The 15,588-nt window shown below is 60.4% G+C and carries 16 protein-coding genes, 1 tRNA gene and 3 pseudogenes; 13 read left to right on the top strand and 7 right to left on the bottom strand.

The window, feature by feature from the left end; all coding sequences use genetic code 11:
• The first annotated feature begins 27 nt into the window (after window positions 1–27).
• The 6 genes from ftsK to cysG all read left to right on the top strand — a co-directional run bounded on the left by ftsK (window position 28) and on the right by cysG (window position 7,691).
• Window positions 28–2,430 (top strand): DNA translocase FtsK, encoded by a 2,403-nt coding sequence (gene ftsK, locus GYM54_RS04880; protein ID WP_181104394.1) that lies wholly within the window; start codon window positions 28–30, stop codon window positions 2,428–2,430.
• Window positions 2,431–2,446: 16 nt separating this feature from the next.
• Window positions 2,447–3,073 (top strand): outer membrane lipoprotein chaperone LolA, encoded by a 627-nt coding sequence (gene lolA / locus GYM54_RS04875; protein WP_181104386.1) that lies wholly within the window; start codon window positions 2,447–2,449, stop codon window positions 3,071–3,073.
• Between the two features lie 14 nt (window positions 3,074–3,087).
• Window positions 3,088–4,413: a replication-associated recombination protein A gene (locus GYM54_RS04870; protein WP_181104384.1), complete on the top strand. Its 1,326-nt coding sequence runs from the start codon at window positions 3,088–3,090 to the stop codon at window positions 4,411–4,413.
• The gene (gene crcB / locus GYM54_RS04865; RefSeq protein WP_181104382.1) at window positions 4,410–4,784 is read left to right on the top strand and encodes a fluoride efflux transporter CrcB; all 375 of its coding nucleotides are present in this window, start codon (window positions 4,410–4,412) and stop codon (window positions 4,782–4,784) included. Before GYM54_RS04870 ends, crcB begins: the two co-directional genes overlap by 4 nt.
• 72 nt (window positions 4,785–4,856) lie before the next feature.
• Window positions 4,857–6,137, top strand: a complete 1,281-nt coding sequence (serS, locus tag GYM54_RS04860; protein WP_197445191.1) for a serine--tRNA ligase — start codon at window positions 4,857–4,859, stop codon at window positions 6,135–6,137.
• Between the two features lie 159 nt (window positions 6,138–6,296).
• Entirely contained in the window at window positions 6,297–7,691 is a 1,395-nt protein-coding gene (gene cysG / locus GYM54_RS04855; RefSeq protein ID WP_197445190.1) for a siroheme synthase CysG, read from the top strand.
• A gap of 1 nt (window position 7,692) precedes the next feature.
• Here cysG and GYM54_RS04850 read toward each other — a convergent pair whose 3' ends face one another.
• From GYM54_RS04850 to GYM54_RS04820, 7 genes are all read right to left on the bottom strand, one after another.
• Window positions 7,693–8,691, bottom strand: a complete 999-nt coding sequence (locus GYM54_RS04850) for a glutathione S-transferase family protein (RefSeq protein WP_197445189.1) — start codon at window positions 8,689–8,691, stop codon at window positions 7,693–7,695.
• A 228-nt stretch (window positions 8,692–8,919) separates the two neighbouring features.
• A complete protein-coding gene (locus tag GYM54_RS04845; protein WP_197445188.1) occupies window positions 8,920–9,900 on the bottom strand; it encodes a glycosyl transferase family protein in 981 nt (326 codons plus the stop codon).
• Window positions 9,897–10,232 (bottom strand): TusE/DsrC/DsvC family sulfur relay protein, encoded by a 336-nt coding sequence (locus GYM54_RS04840; protein WP_181104372.1) that lies wholly within the window; start codon window positions 10,230–10,232, stop codon window positions 9,897–9,899. Before GYM54_RS04840 ends, GYM54_RS04845 begins: the two co-directional genes overlap by 4 nt.
• A complete protein-coding gene (gene tusB / locus GYM54_RS04835; protein WP_181104370.1) occupies window positions 10,229–10,531 on the bottom strand; it encodes a sulfurtransferase complex subunit TusB in 303 nt (100 codons plus the stop codon). Before tusB ends, GYM54_RS04840 begins: the two co-directional genes overlap by 4 nt.
• Window positions 10,531–10,890, bottom strand: coding sequence for a sulfurtransferase complex subunit TusC (gene tusC / locus GYM54_RS04830; protein WP_197445187.1), 360 nt, complete (start codon window positions 10,888–10,890; stop codon window positions 10,531–10,533). The genes tusB and tusC overlap by 1 nt, the downstream gene beginning before the upstream one ends.
• Window positions 10,890–11,282 (bottom strand): sulfurtransferase complex subunit TusD, encoded by a 393-nt coding sequence (tusD, locus tag GYM54_RS04825; protein WP_181104364.1) that lies wholly within the window; start codon window positions 11,280–11,282, stop codon window positions 10,890–10,892. Before tusD ends, tusC begins: the two co-directional genes overlap by 1 nt.
• Before the next feature lie 86 nt (window positions 11,283–11,368).
• The gene (locus tag GYM54_RS04820) at window positions 11,369–12,037 is read right to left on the bottom strand and encodes a Bax inhibitor-1/YccA family protein (protein WP_181104362.1); all 669 of its coding nucleotides are present in this window, start codon (window positions 12,035–12,037) and stop codon (window positions 11,369–11,371) included.
• 128 nt (window positions 12,038–12,165) lie between these two features.
• Here GYM54_RS04820 and GYM54_RS04815 point away from each other — a divergent pair.
• From GYM54_RS04815 to GYM54_RS04795, 7 genes and pseudogenes are all read left to right on the top strand, one after another.
• Window positions 12,166–12,255: transfer RNA gene (locus GYM54_RS04815), tRNA-Ser, on the top strand.
• A 236-nt stretch (window positions 12,256–12,491) separates the two neighbouring features.
• Window positions 12,492–12,740, top strand: a complete 249-nt coding sequence (locus tag GYM54_RS04810; protein WP_131651667.1) for a CrfX protein — start codon at window positions 12,492–12,494, stop codon at window positions 12,738–12,740.
• A gap of 2 nt (window positions 12,741–12,742) precedes the next feature.
• Window positions 12,743–12,913, top strand: a pseudogene (locus GYM54_RS21965) (mechanosensitive ion channel family protein); the annotation flags it as partial.
• Between the two features lie 118 nt (window positions 12,914–13,031).
• A pseudogene (locus tag GYM54_RS21960) lies at window positions 13,032–13,082 on the top strand (hypothetical protein); the annotation flags it as partial.
• Window positions 13,079–13,573: pseudogene (locus GYM54_RS21955) on the top strand (mechanosensitive ion channel domain-containing protein); the annotation flags it as partial. The pseudogenes GYM54_RS21960 and GYM54_RS21955, both read left to right, overlap by 4 nt.
• Window positions 13,574–13,656: 83 nt before the next feature.
• A complete protein-coding gene (sigX, locus tag GYM54_RS04800) occupies window positions 13,657–14,247 on the top strand; it encodes an RNA polymerase sigma factor SigX (protein WP_131651665.1) in 591 nt (196 codons plus the stop codon).
• Window positions 14,248–14,346: 99 nt separating this feature from the next.
• The gene (locus GYM54_RS04795; RefSeq protein ID WP_131651664.1) at window positions 14,347–15,339 is read left to right on the top strand and encodes an OmpA family protein; all 993 of its coding nucleotides are present in this window, start codon (window positions 14,347–14,349) and stop codon (window positions 15,337–15,339) included.
• The last annotated feature ends 249 nt before the right edge of the window (window positions 15,340–15,588 follow it).

The raw sequence follows: 15,588 nt of genomic DNA, 5'->3' as shown, positions 1-15,588 counted from the left end.
CGCCGCAGGCGCAGGAAATAAAGCGTTTTGAAGAATACCTCCTCTACCGCGCCGGCTTCCGTCTGGCGACAGCAATTGCATTACCGTCTCAAAGAGGGCGCGTTGATCGCGCTCGGCGCTTTGTGTGCCTATTTGTGGATGGCTCTGCTGACCTACGATCCGTCCGATCCCGGCTGGACGCACACCAGCAATGTCGAACAAGTTCAGAACGCAGCCGGCCGTGCTGGGGCCTGGTTCGCCGACGTACTGTTCATGGCGCTTGGCTATTTCGCGTTCCTGTTTCCCTTGTTGCTGGGCGTCAAGACCTGGCAGGTATTTCGTGCGCGTCATCAGCCTTGGACGTGGAACGGCTGGCTGTTTTCGTGGCGGTTGATCGGACTCGTCTTTCTGATTTTGTCTGGCTCTGCGCTGGCTTACATCCATTTCCAGTTCGCCAACAGTCTTCCTGCTTCGGCAGGTGGTGCATTAGGCGAGAGCCTCGGTCAGCTAGCCGAGGCCGCGCTTAACGTTCAGGGCAGTACGTTGTTGCTACTGGCTTTCTTCCTGTTCGGTCTCACGGTGTTCACCGATCTATCCTGGTTCAAGGTGATGGACCTGACCGGCAAGATCACGCTCGATCTGGTCGAGCTGATTCAGAGCCTTTTCAGCCGTTGGTGGTCTGCGCGCAATGAGCGCAAGCACATCGTTGCGCAGCTGCGTGAAGCCGATGAGCTGGTAAACGACGTGGCTGGTTCGCTACCCGACCATCGTGAGCGCGCAAAGGTGAAGGAGCGTTTGCTCGAGCGTGAAGAGTCGCTGAGCAAGCACATGAGCGAGCGGGACAAGCGTCCGGCTCCGGTGATTCCGCCGGCCGTTCCGCCGAAGCCGGTGGAGCAAAGCAAGCGTGTGCTGAAGGAAAAACAGGCCAATCTGTTCGTCGACCCCTTGATCGAAGGCAGTCTGCCGCCGATTTCCCTGCTCGATGCCGCCGAGAAGCAGCAGAAGCAGTATTCCCCCGAATCTCTGGAAGCCATGTCCCGGCTGCTGGAGATCAAACTGAAGGAGTTCGGCGTCGAGGTGATCGTCGAGTCCGTGCATCCGGGCCCGGTGATTACCCGCTTCGAGATCCAGCCGGCCGCCGGGGTCAAGGTCAGCCGCATTTCCAATCTGGCCAAGGATCTGGCGCGCTCGCTGGCGGTGATCAGTGTCCGCGTGGTCGAGGTGATTCCGGGCAAGACCACCGTTGGCATCGAGATTCCCAACGAGGACCGGCAAATCGTGCGCTTCTCCGAAGTGCTGTCGTCTGCACCCTATGACGACGCCAAGTCGCCAGTGACCATCGCGCTGGGCCACGACATCGGCGGCAAACCGGTGATCGCTGATCTGGCCAAGATGCCGCACCTGCTGGTTGCGGGCACTACCGGTTCGGGTAAATCGGTGGGTGTCAACGCCATGATCCTGTCGATCCTGTTCAAGTCCGGGCCGGAAGATGCGCGGCTGATCATGATCGATCCCAAGATGCTGGAATTGTCCATCTACGAAGGTATTCCGCACCTGCTGTGTCCGGTGGTGACGGACATGAAGGAAGCGGCCAACGCGCTGCGCTGGAGCGTTGCCGAGATGGAGCGCCGCTATAAATTGATGGCGGCCATGGGCGTGCGCAACCTGGCGGGCTTCAACCGCAAGGTGAAGGAGGCGGAGGAGGCCGGCACGCCGCTTACCGACCCGCTGTACCGCCGCGAGAGCATGGAAGACGAAGCGCCACTGCTGCAAAAATTGCCGACCATCGTGGTGATTGTCGACGAATTCGCCGACATGATGATGATCGTTGGCAAGAAGGTCGAAGAGCTGATCGCGCGTATCGCGCAGAAGGCTCGGGCAGCAGGCATTCACCTGATCCTCGCGACCCAGCGGCCGTCAGTGGACGTGATCACCGGTCTGATCAAGGCCAACATCCCGACCCGTATGGCATTCCAGGTCTCCAGCAAGATCGACTCGCGGACCATTCTAGACCAGGGCGGCGCCGAGCAACTGCTGGGCCATGGTGACATGCTCTATCTGCCGCCTGGCACTGGTCTGCCGATTCGCGTACATGGTGCCTTCGTGTCCGACGATGAAGTGCATCGCGTGGTCGAAGCCTGGAAGGCGCGTGGCGCGCCTGATTACATCGAGGAGATTCTGGTCGGTGCCGAAGAGTCCGGTAGCGGTTTCGACGGCGGTGGCGAGAGCGGCAGTGGCGAAGGCAGCGAGGAAGATCCGCTGTACGACGAGGCCGTGCGCTTCGTTACCGAAAGCCGCCGCGCGTCGATTTCCGCCGTGCAGCGCAAGCTGAAAATCGGCTACAACCGCGCCGCCCGGATGATCGAAGCTATGGAGATGGCCGGCGTCGTGACCTCCATGAACACCAACGGCTCGCGCGAAGTGCTCGCGCCGCCGCCTATGCGCGACTGAGTCGCACCGAGGAATTATGCAATTGATTCGTTTGCTGTTCGCCTCCGCTCTGCTGTTCGCTCTGGTTCCAGCCCAGGCCGATCAGGCTGCCTCCGTTCAGCGGCTCACCGGCCTGCTGCAGAAGGCCGAGACCCTGACGGGTCGCTTTTCGCAGTTGTCCCTCGATGGCACCGGCGCCCAACTGCAGGAAACATCCGGCGAAATGGCGCTGAAACGGCCGGGCCAGTTCCGCTGGAAAACCGACGAGCCGATGGCGCAGCTGCTGGTTTCAAATGGCAAGAAGGTCTGGCTGTACGACCCGGATCTGGAGCAGGTCACCATTCAGACCCTGGATCAGCGCCTGACCCATACGCCGGCGCTGCTGCTGTCCGGAGACGTTTCGGCCATCAGCGAGAACTTCCAGGTCTCGCACAAGGAAGCCGGCGAGGTCGTCGATTTCACGCTCGAGCCGAAAGCCAAGGACACGCTGTTCGATAGCCTTCGGCTGTCCTTTCGCAATGGCGTGATCAACGACATGCAGATGGTCGACGGCGTCGGTCAGCGCACCAACATCCTCTTCCATGGCGTCAAGCTGAACGAGCCGCTCAAGGCGGACCTGTTCACCTTCGAGATTCCCGAAGGAACCGATGTCATTTCCGAGTAAGTCGTAGAGCCTCGATGGACCTGTTCAGCCGTGCCCCCGTTGTCCAACCGTTAGCCGCACGCTTGCGTGCCGCCAGCCTCGACGAATACGTCGGGCAGGAGCACCTGCTGGCGCGCGGTAAGCCGCTGCGCGAGGCACTGGAGCAGGGCGCGCTGCACTCGATGATCTTCTGGGGACCGCCGGGCGTGGGCAAGACCACGCTGGCGCAGTTGCTGGCCAAGGTATCCGACGCCCATTTCGAAACCGTCTCGGCGGTGCTGGCCGGGGTGAAGGAGATCCGCCAGGCCGTGGAGATCGCCAAACAGCAGGCGGCCCAGTATGGTCGACGCACGATTCTCTTCGTCGATGAAGTACATCGCTTCAACAAATCCCAGCAGGATGCTTTTCTGCCCTATGTAGAGGACGGCACGCTGATTTTCATCGGTGCGACCACCGAGAACCCGTCCTTCGAACTGAACAATGCCTTGCTGTCCCGCGCGCGGGTTTACGTGTTGAAAAGCCTCGACGAAGCCGCCTTGCGCAAGCTGGTCGAGCGCGCGCTGAGCGAGCCGAAAGGGCTGGGCGACCTGCATCTGAGCCTGCCCGAAGAGAGTTTCCAGATGCTGGTGGCCGCGGCCGATGGCGATGGCCGTCGATTGCTGAACCTGCTGGAGAACGCCTCGGACCTGGCCGAAGAGGGCGGCGAGATCAGCGTCGAGTTGCTGCAAGATCTGCTGGGCGACAGCCGCCGTCGTTTCGACAAGGGCGGCGAAGCTTTTTACGACCAGATATCCGCATTGCACAAGTCGGTACGCGGCTCCAACCCGGACGCGGCGCTGTACTGGTTCGCGCGGATGCTCGACGGCGGTTGCGATCCGCTCTATATCGCGCGGCGCGTGGTACGCATGGCCAGCGAGGAAATCGGCAACGCCGATCCGCGAGCGGTCGGCCTGTGTCTTTCAGCCTGGGACGTCCAGGAGCGCTTGGGCAGCCCCGAGGGCGAGCTGGCGGTGGCGCAGGCGATCGTCTATCTCGCCTGCGCGCCGAAAAGTAATGCGGTCTACGTGGCCTTCAAGGCGGCCAAGCGCGACGTCGCCGAAAGCGGCTCGCAGGAAGTCCCGCTGCATCTGCGCAACGCGCCGACCCGCCTGATGAAGGAGCTGGGCTACGGCAACGAATACCGCTACGCCCATGACGAGCCGGACGCCTACGCGGCCGGCGAGGATTATTTTCCCGAGGCCATGGAGCCGCGCCAGTACTACCATCCGGTGCCACGAGGGTTGGAGAGCAAGATTCGCGACAAGCTGGAACACCTGGCCCGGCTCGATCGCGAAAGCCCACGGCAACGGAGAAAGACATGATCCGCCTGATGCTGGCCGTCGCCGCGGGCGGGGTGATCGGTACGCTGCTGCGCTTTGCCCTGTCGACCTGGGTATCGACGTACTGGCCGCGACATTTCCATCTGGCGACGCTTGCGGTCAACCTGCTGGGCTGCCTGTTGATCGGCTACCTGTACGCGCTGTTTCTCATGCGCCCGGACGTGTCGCCGGAACTGCGCGGTGGCTTGATCCTCGGTTTTCTGGGGGCGTTCACCACTTTTTCCAGTTTCTCTCTCGACGGCTTGCGGCTGCTCGAGAGCGGCCAGCTTGCCACGGCCTTCGGCTACATCTGCCTGAGTGTGCTCGGCGGCTTGCTGGCGACCTGGGCAGGCCTGGCCCTCGGCAGGTTATGAAGCTGGCCGCTATCGCAGTAAACTCCGCTTCCTCTTTGCCTTTCCTCAAAGCTTTCACAGACGAGACTCACCATGCTTGATTCGAAACTGCTACGCACACAGCTGCAAGACGTTGCCGATCGCCTGGCTACCCGCGGTTATCAGCTGGACGTGGCGCGTATCGAGGCGCTGGAAGCGCAGCGCAAGACCGTGCAGACCCGCACCGAGCAGCTGCAGGCCGAGCGCAACGCTCGCTCCAAATCCATCGGCCAGGCCAAGCAGCGCGGCGAAGACATCGCTCCGCTGCTCGCCGATGTAGATCGCATGGCTTCCGAGCTGGACGCTGGCAAGCAGGAGCTCGAAGGCATCCAGGCCGAACTGGACCAACTGATGCTGACGCTGCCGAACCTGCCGCATGAGTCGGTGCCGGTGGGCAAGGATGAGGACGAGAACGTCGAGGTGCGTCGCTGGGGTACGCCGGCCACATTCGATTTCCCCGTTCAGGATCATGTCGCCTTGGGCGAGCAGCATGGCTGGCTGGATTTCGAGACCGCCGCCAAACTCTCCGGTGCGCGCTTTGCCCTGATGCGCGGGCCGATCGCCCGCCTGCACCGTGCACTGGCGCAGTTCATGATCGACCTGCACACCCGTGAGCATGGCTACGAAGAGGCCTACACCCCCTATCTGGTCCAGGCGCCGGCGCTGCAGGGCACTGGCCAGCTGCCCAAGTTCGAAGAGGACCTGTTCAAGATCAGCCGCGAAGGCGAGGCCGATTTCTATCTGATCCCGACGGCGGAAGTGTCGCTGACCAACATCGTCGCCGGCGAGATTCTCGATGCCAAGCAGCTGCCCCTGAAGTTCGTCGCCCATACGCCGTGCTTCCGCAGCGAGGCAGGTGCGTCCGGCCGCGATACGCGCGGCATGATCCGTCAGCATCAATTCGACAAGGTCGAGATGGTACAGATCGTCGAGCCGAGCCAGTCCTTCGAGGCGCTGGAAAACCTGACGGCGAACGCTGAGAAGGTGCTGCAACTGCTGGAACTGCCTTATCGGGTGCTGGCGCTGTGCACCGGCGACATGGGTTTTGGTGCGACCAAGACCTACGACCTGGAGGTTTGGGTGCCGAGCCAGGACAAGTACCGTGAAATTTCCTCCTGCTCCAACTGCGGCGACTTTCAGGCACGCCGTATGCAGGCACGCTACCGCAACCCGGAAACCGGCAAGCCCGAGCTGGTGCATACGCTCAACGGTTCCGGTCTTGCGGTGGGTCGTACCCTGGTGGCGGTGCTGGAGAACTACCAACAGGCGGACGGCAGTGTACGTGTGCCGGAGGTGCTGAAGCCTTACATGGCCGGCATCGAGGTCATCGGCTGAAAGGCCGATTCCGGCGGTCCTGAGGTGCTGCCGGTGCGGTAAATTGCCCCGATATGCGCTGCTTCAGGGCTCGATCCGGACTCCTTGATTCCCGACAAGGGCCACCATCGGCGTAACGGCTGAGATGGCCCTTACCTTCATGGACACCAGGATTCACTGATGGATTTCTTGCCGCTGTTCCACAACCTCAAGGGCCGCTTGGTGCTGATCGTCGGCGGTGGCGATATCGCACTGCGCAAGGCGCGGCTGTTATCCGAAGCGGGCGCGGTGCTGCGTGTGGTGGCGCCCCAAATTGAGGCACAGCTGGCCAAATTGTTGCAGCAGAGCGGCGGGCATTCCTTCAAGCGTGGTTATGCGAGCGACGATCTAGCTGGCTGTGTCCTGGCGGTAGCCGCCACCGATGACGAGCCGCTCAACGCGCTGGTGTCACGAGATGCAAAGGCACTCGGCATTCCGGTAAATGTGGTGGATTCCCCCGAACTGTGCACGGTGATTTTCCCGGCCATCGTCGACCGCTCGCCACTGATGATTGCCGTCTCCAGTAGCGGCGACGCACCGGTGCTGGCGCGCCTGGTTCGCGCACGGATCGAAACCTGGATTCCCTCGGCGTACGGACAGCTGGCCGGGTTGGCGAAGAAATTCCGTGCCCAGGTCAAGGCGTTGTTGCCAGATGTGCAGCAGCGTCGGGTGTTCTGGGAGGACGTTTTTCAGGGGACCATCGCTGAGCGCGCGCTCGCCGGACAGGAACTAGAAGCCGAACGGCTGCTACAGGCCAAACTGTCAGGCGCGGCCCCTCGAAGCCTGGGCGAGGTCTATCTGGTCGGTGCCGGCCCAGGCGACCCCGATCTGCTCACTTTCCGCGCCCTGCGCCTGATGCAGCAAGCGGACGTGGTGCTCTACGACAGGCTGGTGGCACCCGCGATTCTCGACATGTGCCGGCGTGATGCCGATCGCATCTACGTAGGCAAGCAGCGCGCCGATCATGCCGTCCCACAGGAGCAAATCAACCAGCAATTGGTAACGCTGGCACTGCAAGGCAAGCGAGTGCTGCGTCTGAAAGGTGGTGACCCCTTCATCTTCGGTCGTGGCGGCGAGGAGATCGAAGAGCTGGCGGCCAACGGTATTCCCTTCCAGGTCGTGCCGGGCATTACCGCCGCCAGCGGTTGCGCAGCCTATTCCGGTATACCCCTGACTCATCGTGATTACGCGCAATCGGTCCGTTTCGTCACAGGGCATCTCAAGGACGGCAGTTGCGATCTGCCCTGGGCCGACCTGGTCGCGCCGAGCCAGACCCTGGTGTTCTACATGGGCCTGGTTGGCTTGCCGGTGATCTGTCAGCAACTGATCGCTCATGGCCGCGGCGCCGATACGCCGGCGGCGCTGATCCAGCAGGGCACCACCAGCAATCAGCGGGTGTTTACCGGAACGCTGGGTGATCTACCCGAGCTCGTCGCGAGCGAGCAGGTCCAGGCACCGACACTGGTGATCGTCGGTGAGGTCGTGACGCTTCGCGACAAACTGGCCTGGTTCGAGGGCATGGCCAAACCGGAGTAAATCAGCGCGACCAGATACCCTTGCCGGGCAGTCGTTCGCGATCATGTGCGCGGTCCAGCGACAGCTGCGGGCCCTTGGGAACGATGCCGTTGGCGTTGATTTGACGATGGCTTGCGTAGTAATGGCTCTTGATGTGGGTGAAATCGACGGTTTCGGCGATACCCGGCCATTGATAGAGCTCGCGTAGCCAGTTCGACAGGTTCGGATAATCCTCGATCCGCCGCAGGTTGCACTTGAAGTGGCCGTGATAGACGGCGTCGAAGCGGACGATGGTGGTGAAGAGCCGCCAGTCCGCCTCGGTGAGGAATTCACCGGTCAGGTAGCGCCGCTCCGCCAGGCGCTGCTCCAGCCAATCCAGTTCGCTGAAGACTTCGTTGAAGGCCGCTTCGTAGGCCTTCTGCGTGGTGGCGAATCCGGCACGGTAGACGCCGTTGTTTACTCTGGGGTAGATCCGCGCGTTGAGGTCGTTGATTTCCGCGCGCAGTGGTTCGGGGCAAAGATCCAGTTTCGAGCCGGTCAATCCGTCGAAGGCATTGTTGAAAATACGGATCAGCTCGGATGATTCGTTGTTGACGACCCGCTGCTGTTGGCGATCCCAGAGCACCGGCACCGTCACGCGGCCGGTGTAGCTGTCATCATCGATGATGTAGCGCTGGTGGAGATACTGCAGCCCATCGAGCGCATCACCGCTGGAGCCGGTGCTCCTGTCGAAGGTCCAGCCATGCTCGGCCATCAACCAACTGACCACCGATACGTCGATCAATGGTTCGAGCTGCTTGAGCTTGCGGTAGATCAACGTGCGGTGGGCCCAGGGACAGGCGAGCGAAACATAGAGGTGATAGCGCCCGGCTTCGGCCTTGACCGCCGGCCGACCATCGGGACCGGGCGAGCCGTCTGCGGTCACCCAGTCGCGACGTTGGGCCTGTTCGCGCTGGAACTCGCCGTCATCGCTGTTTTCGTACCACCGATCCTGCCACTGACCATCGACCAGAAGTCCCATGACTGCCTCCTCGTTATGAGCGTTAGGGGCACTCTAGGGGACAAGGTTCGATGGATGGAACCTAACAGACCGTTGAAAAACTACCTGCGTTGGCAATACTTCGTTAAAAACAGCCTCAGAATGCTCATTTACAACACCTAAACTCCGCTTCTTCGGCTGTTTTTGCCTCGTCTTGCCCGCCTCGCCTACGTTTTCAACAGCCTGCTAATGGCTGGACAAATCCATCGTTCAGTTCGATGAGTTCCTGTGCTGCCAATACTGCCTTGCCTGCGCGAATGCCTGTTCTCGAGTCTGACCCAGGCCGCGCAGGGCCAACGCCATGGTCGCCACGACGGCCAGTTCACCATAGGCGTCCTCGGTGCCATTCCACACAGCCAGCAGATGCTGCGGGTCCAGCTGTGCGGGCTTTACGTGACGCTGCGGCGACAGGGCCGGCCAGTCCTCATCCCAGCTGGAGCCGGTTTCGGTTCCGTACAGGTGAGCAATGCCGTCCGGGTTGACTTCGATTTCGCCGCCTTCGCCCTTGATGACGATTGCGGTGTCGCCCAGCAGGCGGCTGGCTTCGCGGTGATTGGCCTGGTAGCCGGGGTGGAAGATGCTCTGCAGGCCGCAACGGGCGCCGAGCGGGTTGAGAATGCGCGCCAGCGAGTGAATCGGCGAGCGCAGCCCGAGCACGTTGCGCTGATCGATCATTCGCTGCAGCACGGGCATCCAGGCACGCAACGGCATGAAGGCCACCTCGCCGCGATCCAACGTAGCGGCGACCGTTTCCCAGTCTTCGCAGCGGGTGATGCCGAGCAACTCGAGCAACTGCTCGGTATACATGCGCCCAGCGGTGTGGGCGCCGCCGCCATGCATCAGGATGCGAACGCCATTCTGCGCCAGACATTTCGCGGCAAGTAGATACCAGGGCAGATGCCGCTTCTTGCCGGCGTAGGTCGGCCAGTCGATATCCGTGGCAATGACGGGCGCCTGAATTCGCTCACGAACGGCTTCGGTGAAACCGGCGAGTTCTTCGGCACTTTCCTCCTTGTGGCGCAGCAGCATCAGGAACGCACCGAGCTGGGTATCTTCGACTTCGCCATCGAGTAGCATGCCCATGGCTTGACGCGCTTCCTCGCGGGTCAGGTCGCGTGCGCCGCGCTTGCCCTTGCCGAGAATCCGCACGAAAACGGCGAAGGGATGTTCTGCTGGCGTGACGGTGCTCATATGCAGTTGCTCGGTTTCGGCAGGCCTGCCAGCTTGGCTGCGAGCTTGGCGGGTGTGCCTTTGAATAGACGATTGAGGTGCATGCTGTTGCCCTTGTCGGGCCCCAGTTTCAAGGCGGTGTATTTGATCAGTGGGCGCGTTGCAGGTGACAGCTGGAATTCACCATAAAAGGCGCGTAACAGTTGCAGGATTTCCCAGTGCTCATCTTCCAGCGCCAGGCCTTCCTGTCGAGCGAGGGCCTCGGCCACCGGCTCACTCCAGTCGTTCAGGTCGGTCAGGTAGCCTTCCTGGTCGACCTCGATGGGCCGGCCGTTGACGATCAGAGCATTCATAGCCAGGCATTGGCCCTGTCATAGCGACAGCAGAGTTCGACGAAGCCGGCATAGTCGATCGTTTGCAAGCGCTCGGGCAGCGTCGCCAGGCCGCGCGCGACGACATCTTCCTCCAGTGCGAACAGCATAATGCTGACAGGCATCAAGTCCAGGGCCTGTCGCTGGGCCGTGCCGGCCTGCAGCGCATAAACGGCATCGCCACTGAGCAGCAGGGCATCCTCCGCCGAGAGCAGTTGCAGACAGCTGGCCAGGCGGCTATCGGCGAAAGGGGAGTGCGAAAGCAGGTGCAAGGTGGCCATTAGAGCGTTATCACCTGGTCGTAGCGGTTGATGAGGGCGCGCAGGGCGGTGTCGTCCAGTACTTCTACCGGTAGCGACAGCGCGTTCTGGTCCAAGCCGCGTTCCTGGAGGCTGCGCTGGGCTGCATACAATGAGTCGACGCCGAACATGGGCAATGCCTGCAGGTTGGCCGTTAGATCCTTCTGCTGCAGCTGCGCTGCTTGCTGTGCCTGCACCAGCTGAAACACACCATCGTCGAGAAACAGCAGGCCCAGGGGCAGCTCGAAGGCGCCGCCGGCCAGCGCGATATCCAGCGCTTCGCGCGCCGATGGCCCGGACCAGGGCGATTGCCGGGTGATGATCAGCATCGAGCGCGCCATCAGTGACCTCCGAAGCAGACGAGGCGATCGGCTTGTTGCGCCGCTTCGTGCAGCTGGCCCAGGCCGGAAAGCTCCCAGGCGGGCAAGAGGTTCGCAGCGGGGCGCGAATGGCGTTTGGCTTCGTGTTCGTCCAGTACGCCCCGGCGTAAGCCTGCGGCGATGCAGACGACGCCGTCGAGCGCATGGCTACGAACGAAACGCTCCCATTCACCGGCCAGGTCGAACTCATCCTGGGCAGTCACGATATTGGCCGAGGCACTGTGCACGCCGTCCTGATAGAGAAACAGCCGGGTTATCTCGTGCCCACCGGCCAGTACGGCCTCGGCGAAGCGCAACGCGCGCCGCGAAGCGGGGGAGTGGGCGGGTGAAAACAGAGCGATTACGAATTTCATGGTGCACCTTGCTAACTGGGCGACATGATACGCCAGCTGCAGAAACGAAAAAGCCCGCCGAAGCGGGCTGATTCGAAGAGCGACTATCAGTCGTCGCCACCCATGATACCCATCAGCTGCAGCAGGCTGATGAACAGGTTGTACAGCGAAACGTACAGACCGATGGTGGCCATGATGTAGTTGCGCTCGCCGCCATGGATGATGGCGCTGGTCTGGTAGAGGATGCAGACCGAGGAGAACAGTACGAAGCCAGCGCTGATCGCCAGCTGCAGGCCGCTGATCTGGAAGAAGAAGCTTGCGACCATCGCGCCCAGCAGGACGAAGAACCCGGCGGTGATGAAGCCGCTGAGGAAACTCATATCCTTGCGGGTGATCAGCACGAAGGCGGACAGACCGAAGAACACCAGCGCCGTCATCGATAGCGCCGAGGCGATCAGTTCACCACCGTTGGCGGTACCCAGATACATGTTGAGAATCGGGCCGAGCGTATAACCCATGAACCCGGTCAGCGCGAAAGTTGAAAGCAGACCCCAGGCCGAATTGCGCAGCTTCGCTGTGAGGAAGAACAGGCCATAGAAGCCGATCAGCACCACGAAGATGTTCGGGTAGGCCGCATTGGCCTGCATGGCCATGTAGGCGACCAGGGCGCTGAAACCGAGGGTCAGAGCCAGAAGGCTATAGGTGTTGCGCAAGACGCGGCTGACTTCCCGTTGTTCAACCTGCGTGTGCGTAGATGCGTACTGTTGCTTGAGCATTGCGACACTCCTGTAGATGTCTTCAGCCTGAGGCGAATTGACTCGGATCATAGCAGAGCTTTTGTTGCAGCCTAACAACAGAGTTTGACAGTGTGTTTCGTTCCGGTACTATTGCGCCCGCTCTCTGCGGAGGAGTGGCAGAGCGGTTGAATGCAACGGTCTTGAAAACCGTCGAAGGGGAAACTCTTCCGTGAGTTCGAATCTCACCTCCTCCGCCATATCGCACGTGAAGGCCCCGTTTCCGGGGCCTTCAGCGTTTCTGGGAAGAAGAAAGTAAGTGCTCCCATCTTCTTCCCAAGCAAGACAGAGCATCAGGCTGAATGCATCCTCGCCGGCTGTTCGACGTTAGCGCGGCAGGAATTCCGAAAGTCCGCATGGGGTTGCGGCGGGATGCGTGACAAATGTGACCCGCCATGGCGATATGCCGTCTAGATCGGACTGTAGGGAGGTAACCATGCGCGATCCTTTTGAAGAATCCTTGCGTGACATGCTTAACGCCCAGACCGCACATGATGACGACGCTTGTCTGGATCGCGTGTTGAAGACCGCCAACCGCCAGGTTGGCGCTGGCGACCTGTTCGGTCTGATGGGCCATTGTGTGCAGGCCGTGCTGATTGCTCTCAGCAGCGGTGCGCCACACACCTCGACTGTCGCGCGCCGCCGTTCTTCGTCCCATTCTTCTTCTTTCGATAGGGCTGACTGATCATGGAACTCGATCCCTGGAGCCAGAGCTTGCTGGGTGCGATGAGCGCGCTTTGGGCTCCTGTTGCTGCGTTCATACCGCGTTTGTTTGGCGCGTTACTGGTCGTAGCCGTCGGCTTTGTGGTTGCCAAGTTGTTGGACACCTTGCTATCCAAGGTTCTGGCGAAGGTGGGTGTGGACCGACTCGTTGCCGGCACCGGGGTAACCAAGTTGCTTGGGCGTGCCGGGATTCGCCTGCCGATATCGGCCCTGATCGGAAAGATCGTCTATTGGTTCGTGCTGTTGATTTTCCTTGTATCAGCTGCCGAATCTCTGGGTCTCGCTCGAGTTTCCGCGACACTCGATATGCTCGCGCTGTATGTCCCGAAGGTCTTCGGCGCAGGAGTGATTCTGCTTGTCGGCGTGCTGCTGGCCCAGTTGGTCAATGGCTTGGTTCGTGGCGCTGCAGAGGGTGTTGGTCTCGAGTATGCCAGCGGGCTCGCGCGGATCGCTCAGGGGCTGGTGATCATCATCATTATTTCGGTCGCAATCGGTCAGCTCGAAGTCAAAACCGAGCTGCTCAACTATGTGATCGCGATTGCTCTGATATCCGTTGGTTTGGCCGCAGCGCTGGCGCTGGGCCTCGGGAGCCGTGAACTGGTCAGCCAGATCCTTGCAGGCATTTATGTTCGCGAACTCTATGAAGTCGGCCAGCGGGTACGTCTTGAGGGATCGCAGCTGGAAGGCGAAATAGAAGAGATCGGCACAGCCAAGACCTTGTTGCTCACCGATGAAGGTGAGCTGGTCTCGGTCGCAAATAGAGTGCTGCTGGAGCAGCGCGTAAGCAGCCGTTAGGCCCGGTAATCTGCTAAAGTGCGCCGCCCCTTTTCGATGTCTACCGTGAACGGCGGCCACGACTTTTGCCGGTTCGAAGCGTCTTGACTAAAACCCATCCATCTACCACGAGCTACGATCCGCGCCAGCTTTCCGATGAAGAGCTGGTGCAGCGTGCCCATGCCGAGCTGTTCCATATAACGCGTGCTTACGAAGAGCTGATGCGAAGGTATCAGCGTACTCTTTTCAATGTATGTGCTCGTTACTTGGGAAACGACCGAGACGCGGATGATGTTTGCCAAGAAGTAATGCTCAAGGTTTTGTACGGTTTGAAGAACTTTGAGGGCAAGTCAAAGTTCAAGACCTGGCTGTACAGCATTACCTACAATGAGTGCATTACCCAGTATCGAAAAGAGCGGCGCAAGCGGCGCTTACTTGATGCGCTAAGTCTCGATCCGGTCGAAGAAGCTTCCGAGGAAAAAGCGCCGAACATCGAGGAAAAGGCGGGGCTAGACAAGTGGCTGGTTCATGTGAACCAAATTGATCGGGAGATTCTGGTTCTGCGTTTCGTAGCGGAGCTCGAGTTTCAGGAAATTGCCGATATTATGCACATGGGTTTAAGCGCAACGAAGATGCGATACAAGCGCGCACTGGATAAGCTGCGCGAAAAATTTTCGGGAATCACTGAAACTTAACGGCAACAAGCTGTCATATTGATAGCGAACAGCTTGGGCCTACAGACAGCCGGTTTCCTTAGATTGTTCTGATACTCACCACCAGATGGGGATTTACGGATGAAACTTAAAAACACCTTGGGCGTTGTAATTAGCTCTATGGTTGCAGCCACTTCGCTTAGCGCGCTTGCCCAAGGGCAGGGTGCAGTAGAGGTGGAAGCATTCGGCAAGCACTACTTCTCCGACAGCGCCCGTGGCTTCGAAGACGAAGGCGAGCTTTATGGCGCTGGCGTCAGCTATTTTCTCACCGACGACGTCTCCCTGGGCCTGTCCTATGGTGAGTATCACGACGTCACTTCGGACGATCCGGTAGCGGGCGGCGGCCACAAGAACATCAAGGGTAGCCTGACCTCCCTCGATGCGGCCTACCACTTCGGTCAGCCGGGTGTCGGACTGCGGCCTTACGTCTCCGCTGGTATGGCTCACCAGAGTATCGGCCAGGCTGATCGTAGCGGTCGTAACCACAGCACCTTCGCGAACATTGGTGCCGGTCTGAAGTATTACTTCACCGAGAACTTCTTCGCCAAAGCCAGCGTTGACGGCATGCACAACATCGATGCTGGTGACAGCGAGTGGATGGCTGGTGTAGGCGTTGGTCTGAACTTTGGTGGCGGTGCGCAGCAACAGGTTGCCCAAGTCGAGCCTACTCCTGAGCCCGCGCCGGCTCCGATCGTCGACAACGAGCCAGAGCCGGAACCAGAACTGGTTCGCGTTGAGCTCGACGTCAAGTTCGACTTTGACAGGGCCCGCGTACGCGAAGAAAGCTACAGCGACATCAAGAACTTGGCTGACTTCATGCAACAGTACCCGCAGACCAGCACGACCGTTGAAGGTCACACTGACTCCGTCGGTACCGATCAGTACAACCAACGCCTGTCCGAGCGTCGTGCTCAGGCTGTTCGCGAAGTCCTGGTCAATCAATACGGTGTTGAAAGCCAGCGTGTTGACTCGGTCGGTTATGGTGAAGCTCGTCCGGTTGCCGACAACAGCACCGACGAAGGTCGTCAGATCAACCGCCGTGTAGAGGCCGAAGTCGAAGCACAGGTTCGTTGATTCGTATCTGACTTCACGAAGCCCAGTGCCATAAGGCTGTTCCTCAGGTAGAACGGCCTTATGGTTCATCAAATGGGTATTCGGCTCTTCACCGTCCTTGGTCTTGAGGCCTTGGACGGTGACCAAACAGCACTCTGACTCCTCCCTCCTGCGCTGCCCAGTTCGGGCAACCATCACGATCGCTAAGGTGCTCGCTCATAGCAAAACCGCAGATCCTGCGGGCATTGCCGTCATCCTGTTCGCCTCCCT

It is taken from the genome of Pseudomonas sp. MTM4, assembly GCF_019355055.1.
In the GTDB taxonomy this organism is placed as follows: Bacteria; Pseudomonadota; Gammaproteobacteria; order Pseudomonadales; family Pseudomonadaceae; genus Stutzerimonas.
This window is presented reverse-complemented; position numbering and strand designations above follow the sequence as displayed.

Excerpts from the sequence above, each read along its gene's own strand:
- GYM54_RS04810 (WP_131651667.1), top strand. The coding sequence starts at position 12,492 with ATGCGCGATCCTTTTGAAGAATCCTTGCGTGACATGCTTAACGCCCAG.
- tusB (WP_181104370.1), bottom strand. The coding sequence starts at position 10,531 with ATGGCCACCTTGCACCTGCTTTCGCACTCCCCTTTCGCCGATAGCCGC.
- GYM54_RS04870 (WP_181104384.1), top strand. The coding sequence starts at position 3,088 with ATGGACCTGTTCAGCCGTGCCCCCGTTGTCCAACCGTTAGCCGCACGC.
- crcB (WP_181104382.1), top strand. The coding sequence starts at position 4,410 with ATGATCCGCCTGATGCTGGCCGTCGCCGCGGGCGGGGTGATCGGTACG.
- GYM54_RS04845 (WP_197445188.1), bottom strand. The coding sequence starts at position 9,900 with ATGAGCACCGTCACGCCAGCAGAACATCCCTTCGCCGTTTTCGTGCGG.
- tusC (WP_197445187.1), bottom strand. The coding sequence starts at position 10,890 with ATGGCGCGCTCGATGCTGATCATCACCCGGCAATCGCCCTGGTCCGGG.
- GYM54_RS04795 (WP_131651664.1), top strand. The coding sequence starts at position 14,347 with ATGAAACTTAAAAACACCTTGGGCGTTGTAATTAGCTCTATGGTTGCA.
- GYM54_RS04840 (WP_181104372.1), bottom strand. The coding sequence starts at position 10,232 with ATGAATGCTCTGATCGTCAACGGCCGGCCCATCGAGGTCGACCAGGAA.
- lolA (WP_181104386.1), top strand. The coding sequence starts at position 2,447 with ATGCAATTGATTCGTTTGCTGTTCGCCTCCGCTCTGCTGTTCGCTCTG.
- tusD (WP_181104364.1), bottom strand. The coding sequence starts at position 11,282 with ATGAAATTCGTAATCGCTCTGTTTTCACCCGCCCACTCCCCCGCTTCG.
- GYM54_RS04820 (WP_181104362.1), bottom strand. The coding sequence starts at position 12,037 with ATGCTCAAGCAACAGTACGCATCTACGCACACGCAGGTTGAACAACGG.
- serS (WP_197445191.1), top strand. The coding sequence starts at position 4,857 with ATGCTTGATTCGAAACTGCTACGCACACAGCTGCAAGACGTTGCCGAT.
- GYM54_RS04850 (WP_197445189.1), bottom strand. The coding sequence starts at position 8,691 with ATGGGACTTCTGGTCGATGGTCAGTGGCAGGATCGGTGGTACGAAAAC.
- cysG (WP_197445190.1), top strand. The coding sequence starts at position 6,297 with ATGGATTTCTTGCCGCTGTTCCACAACCTCAAGGGCCGCTTGGTGCTG.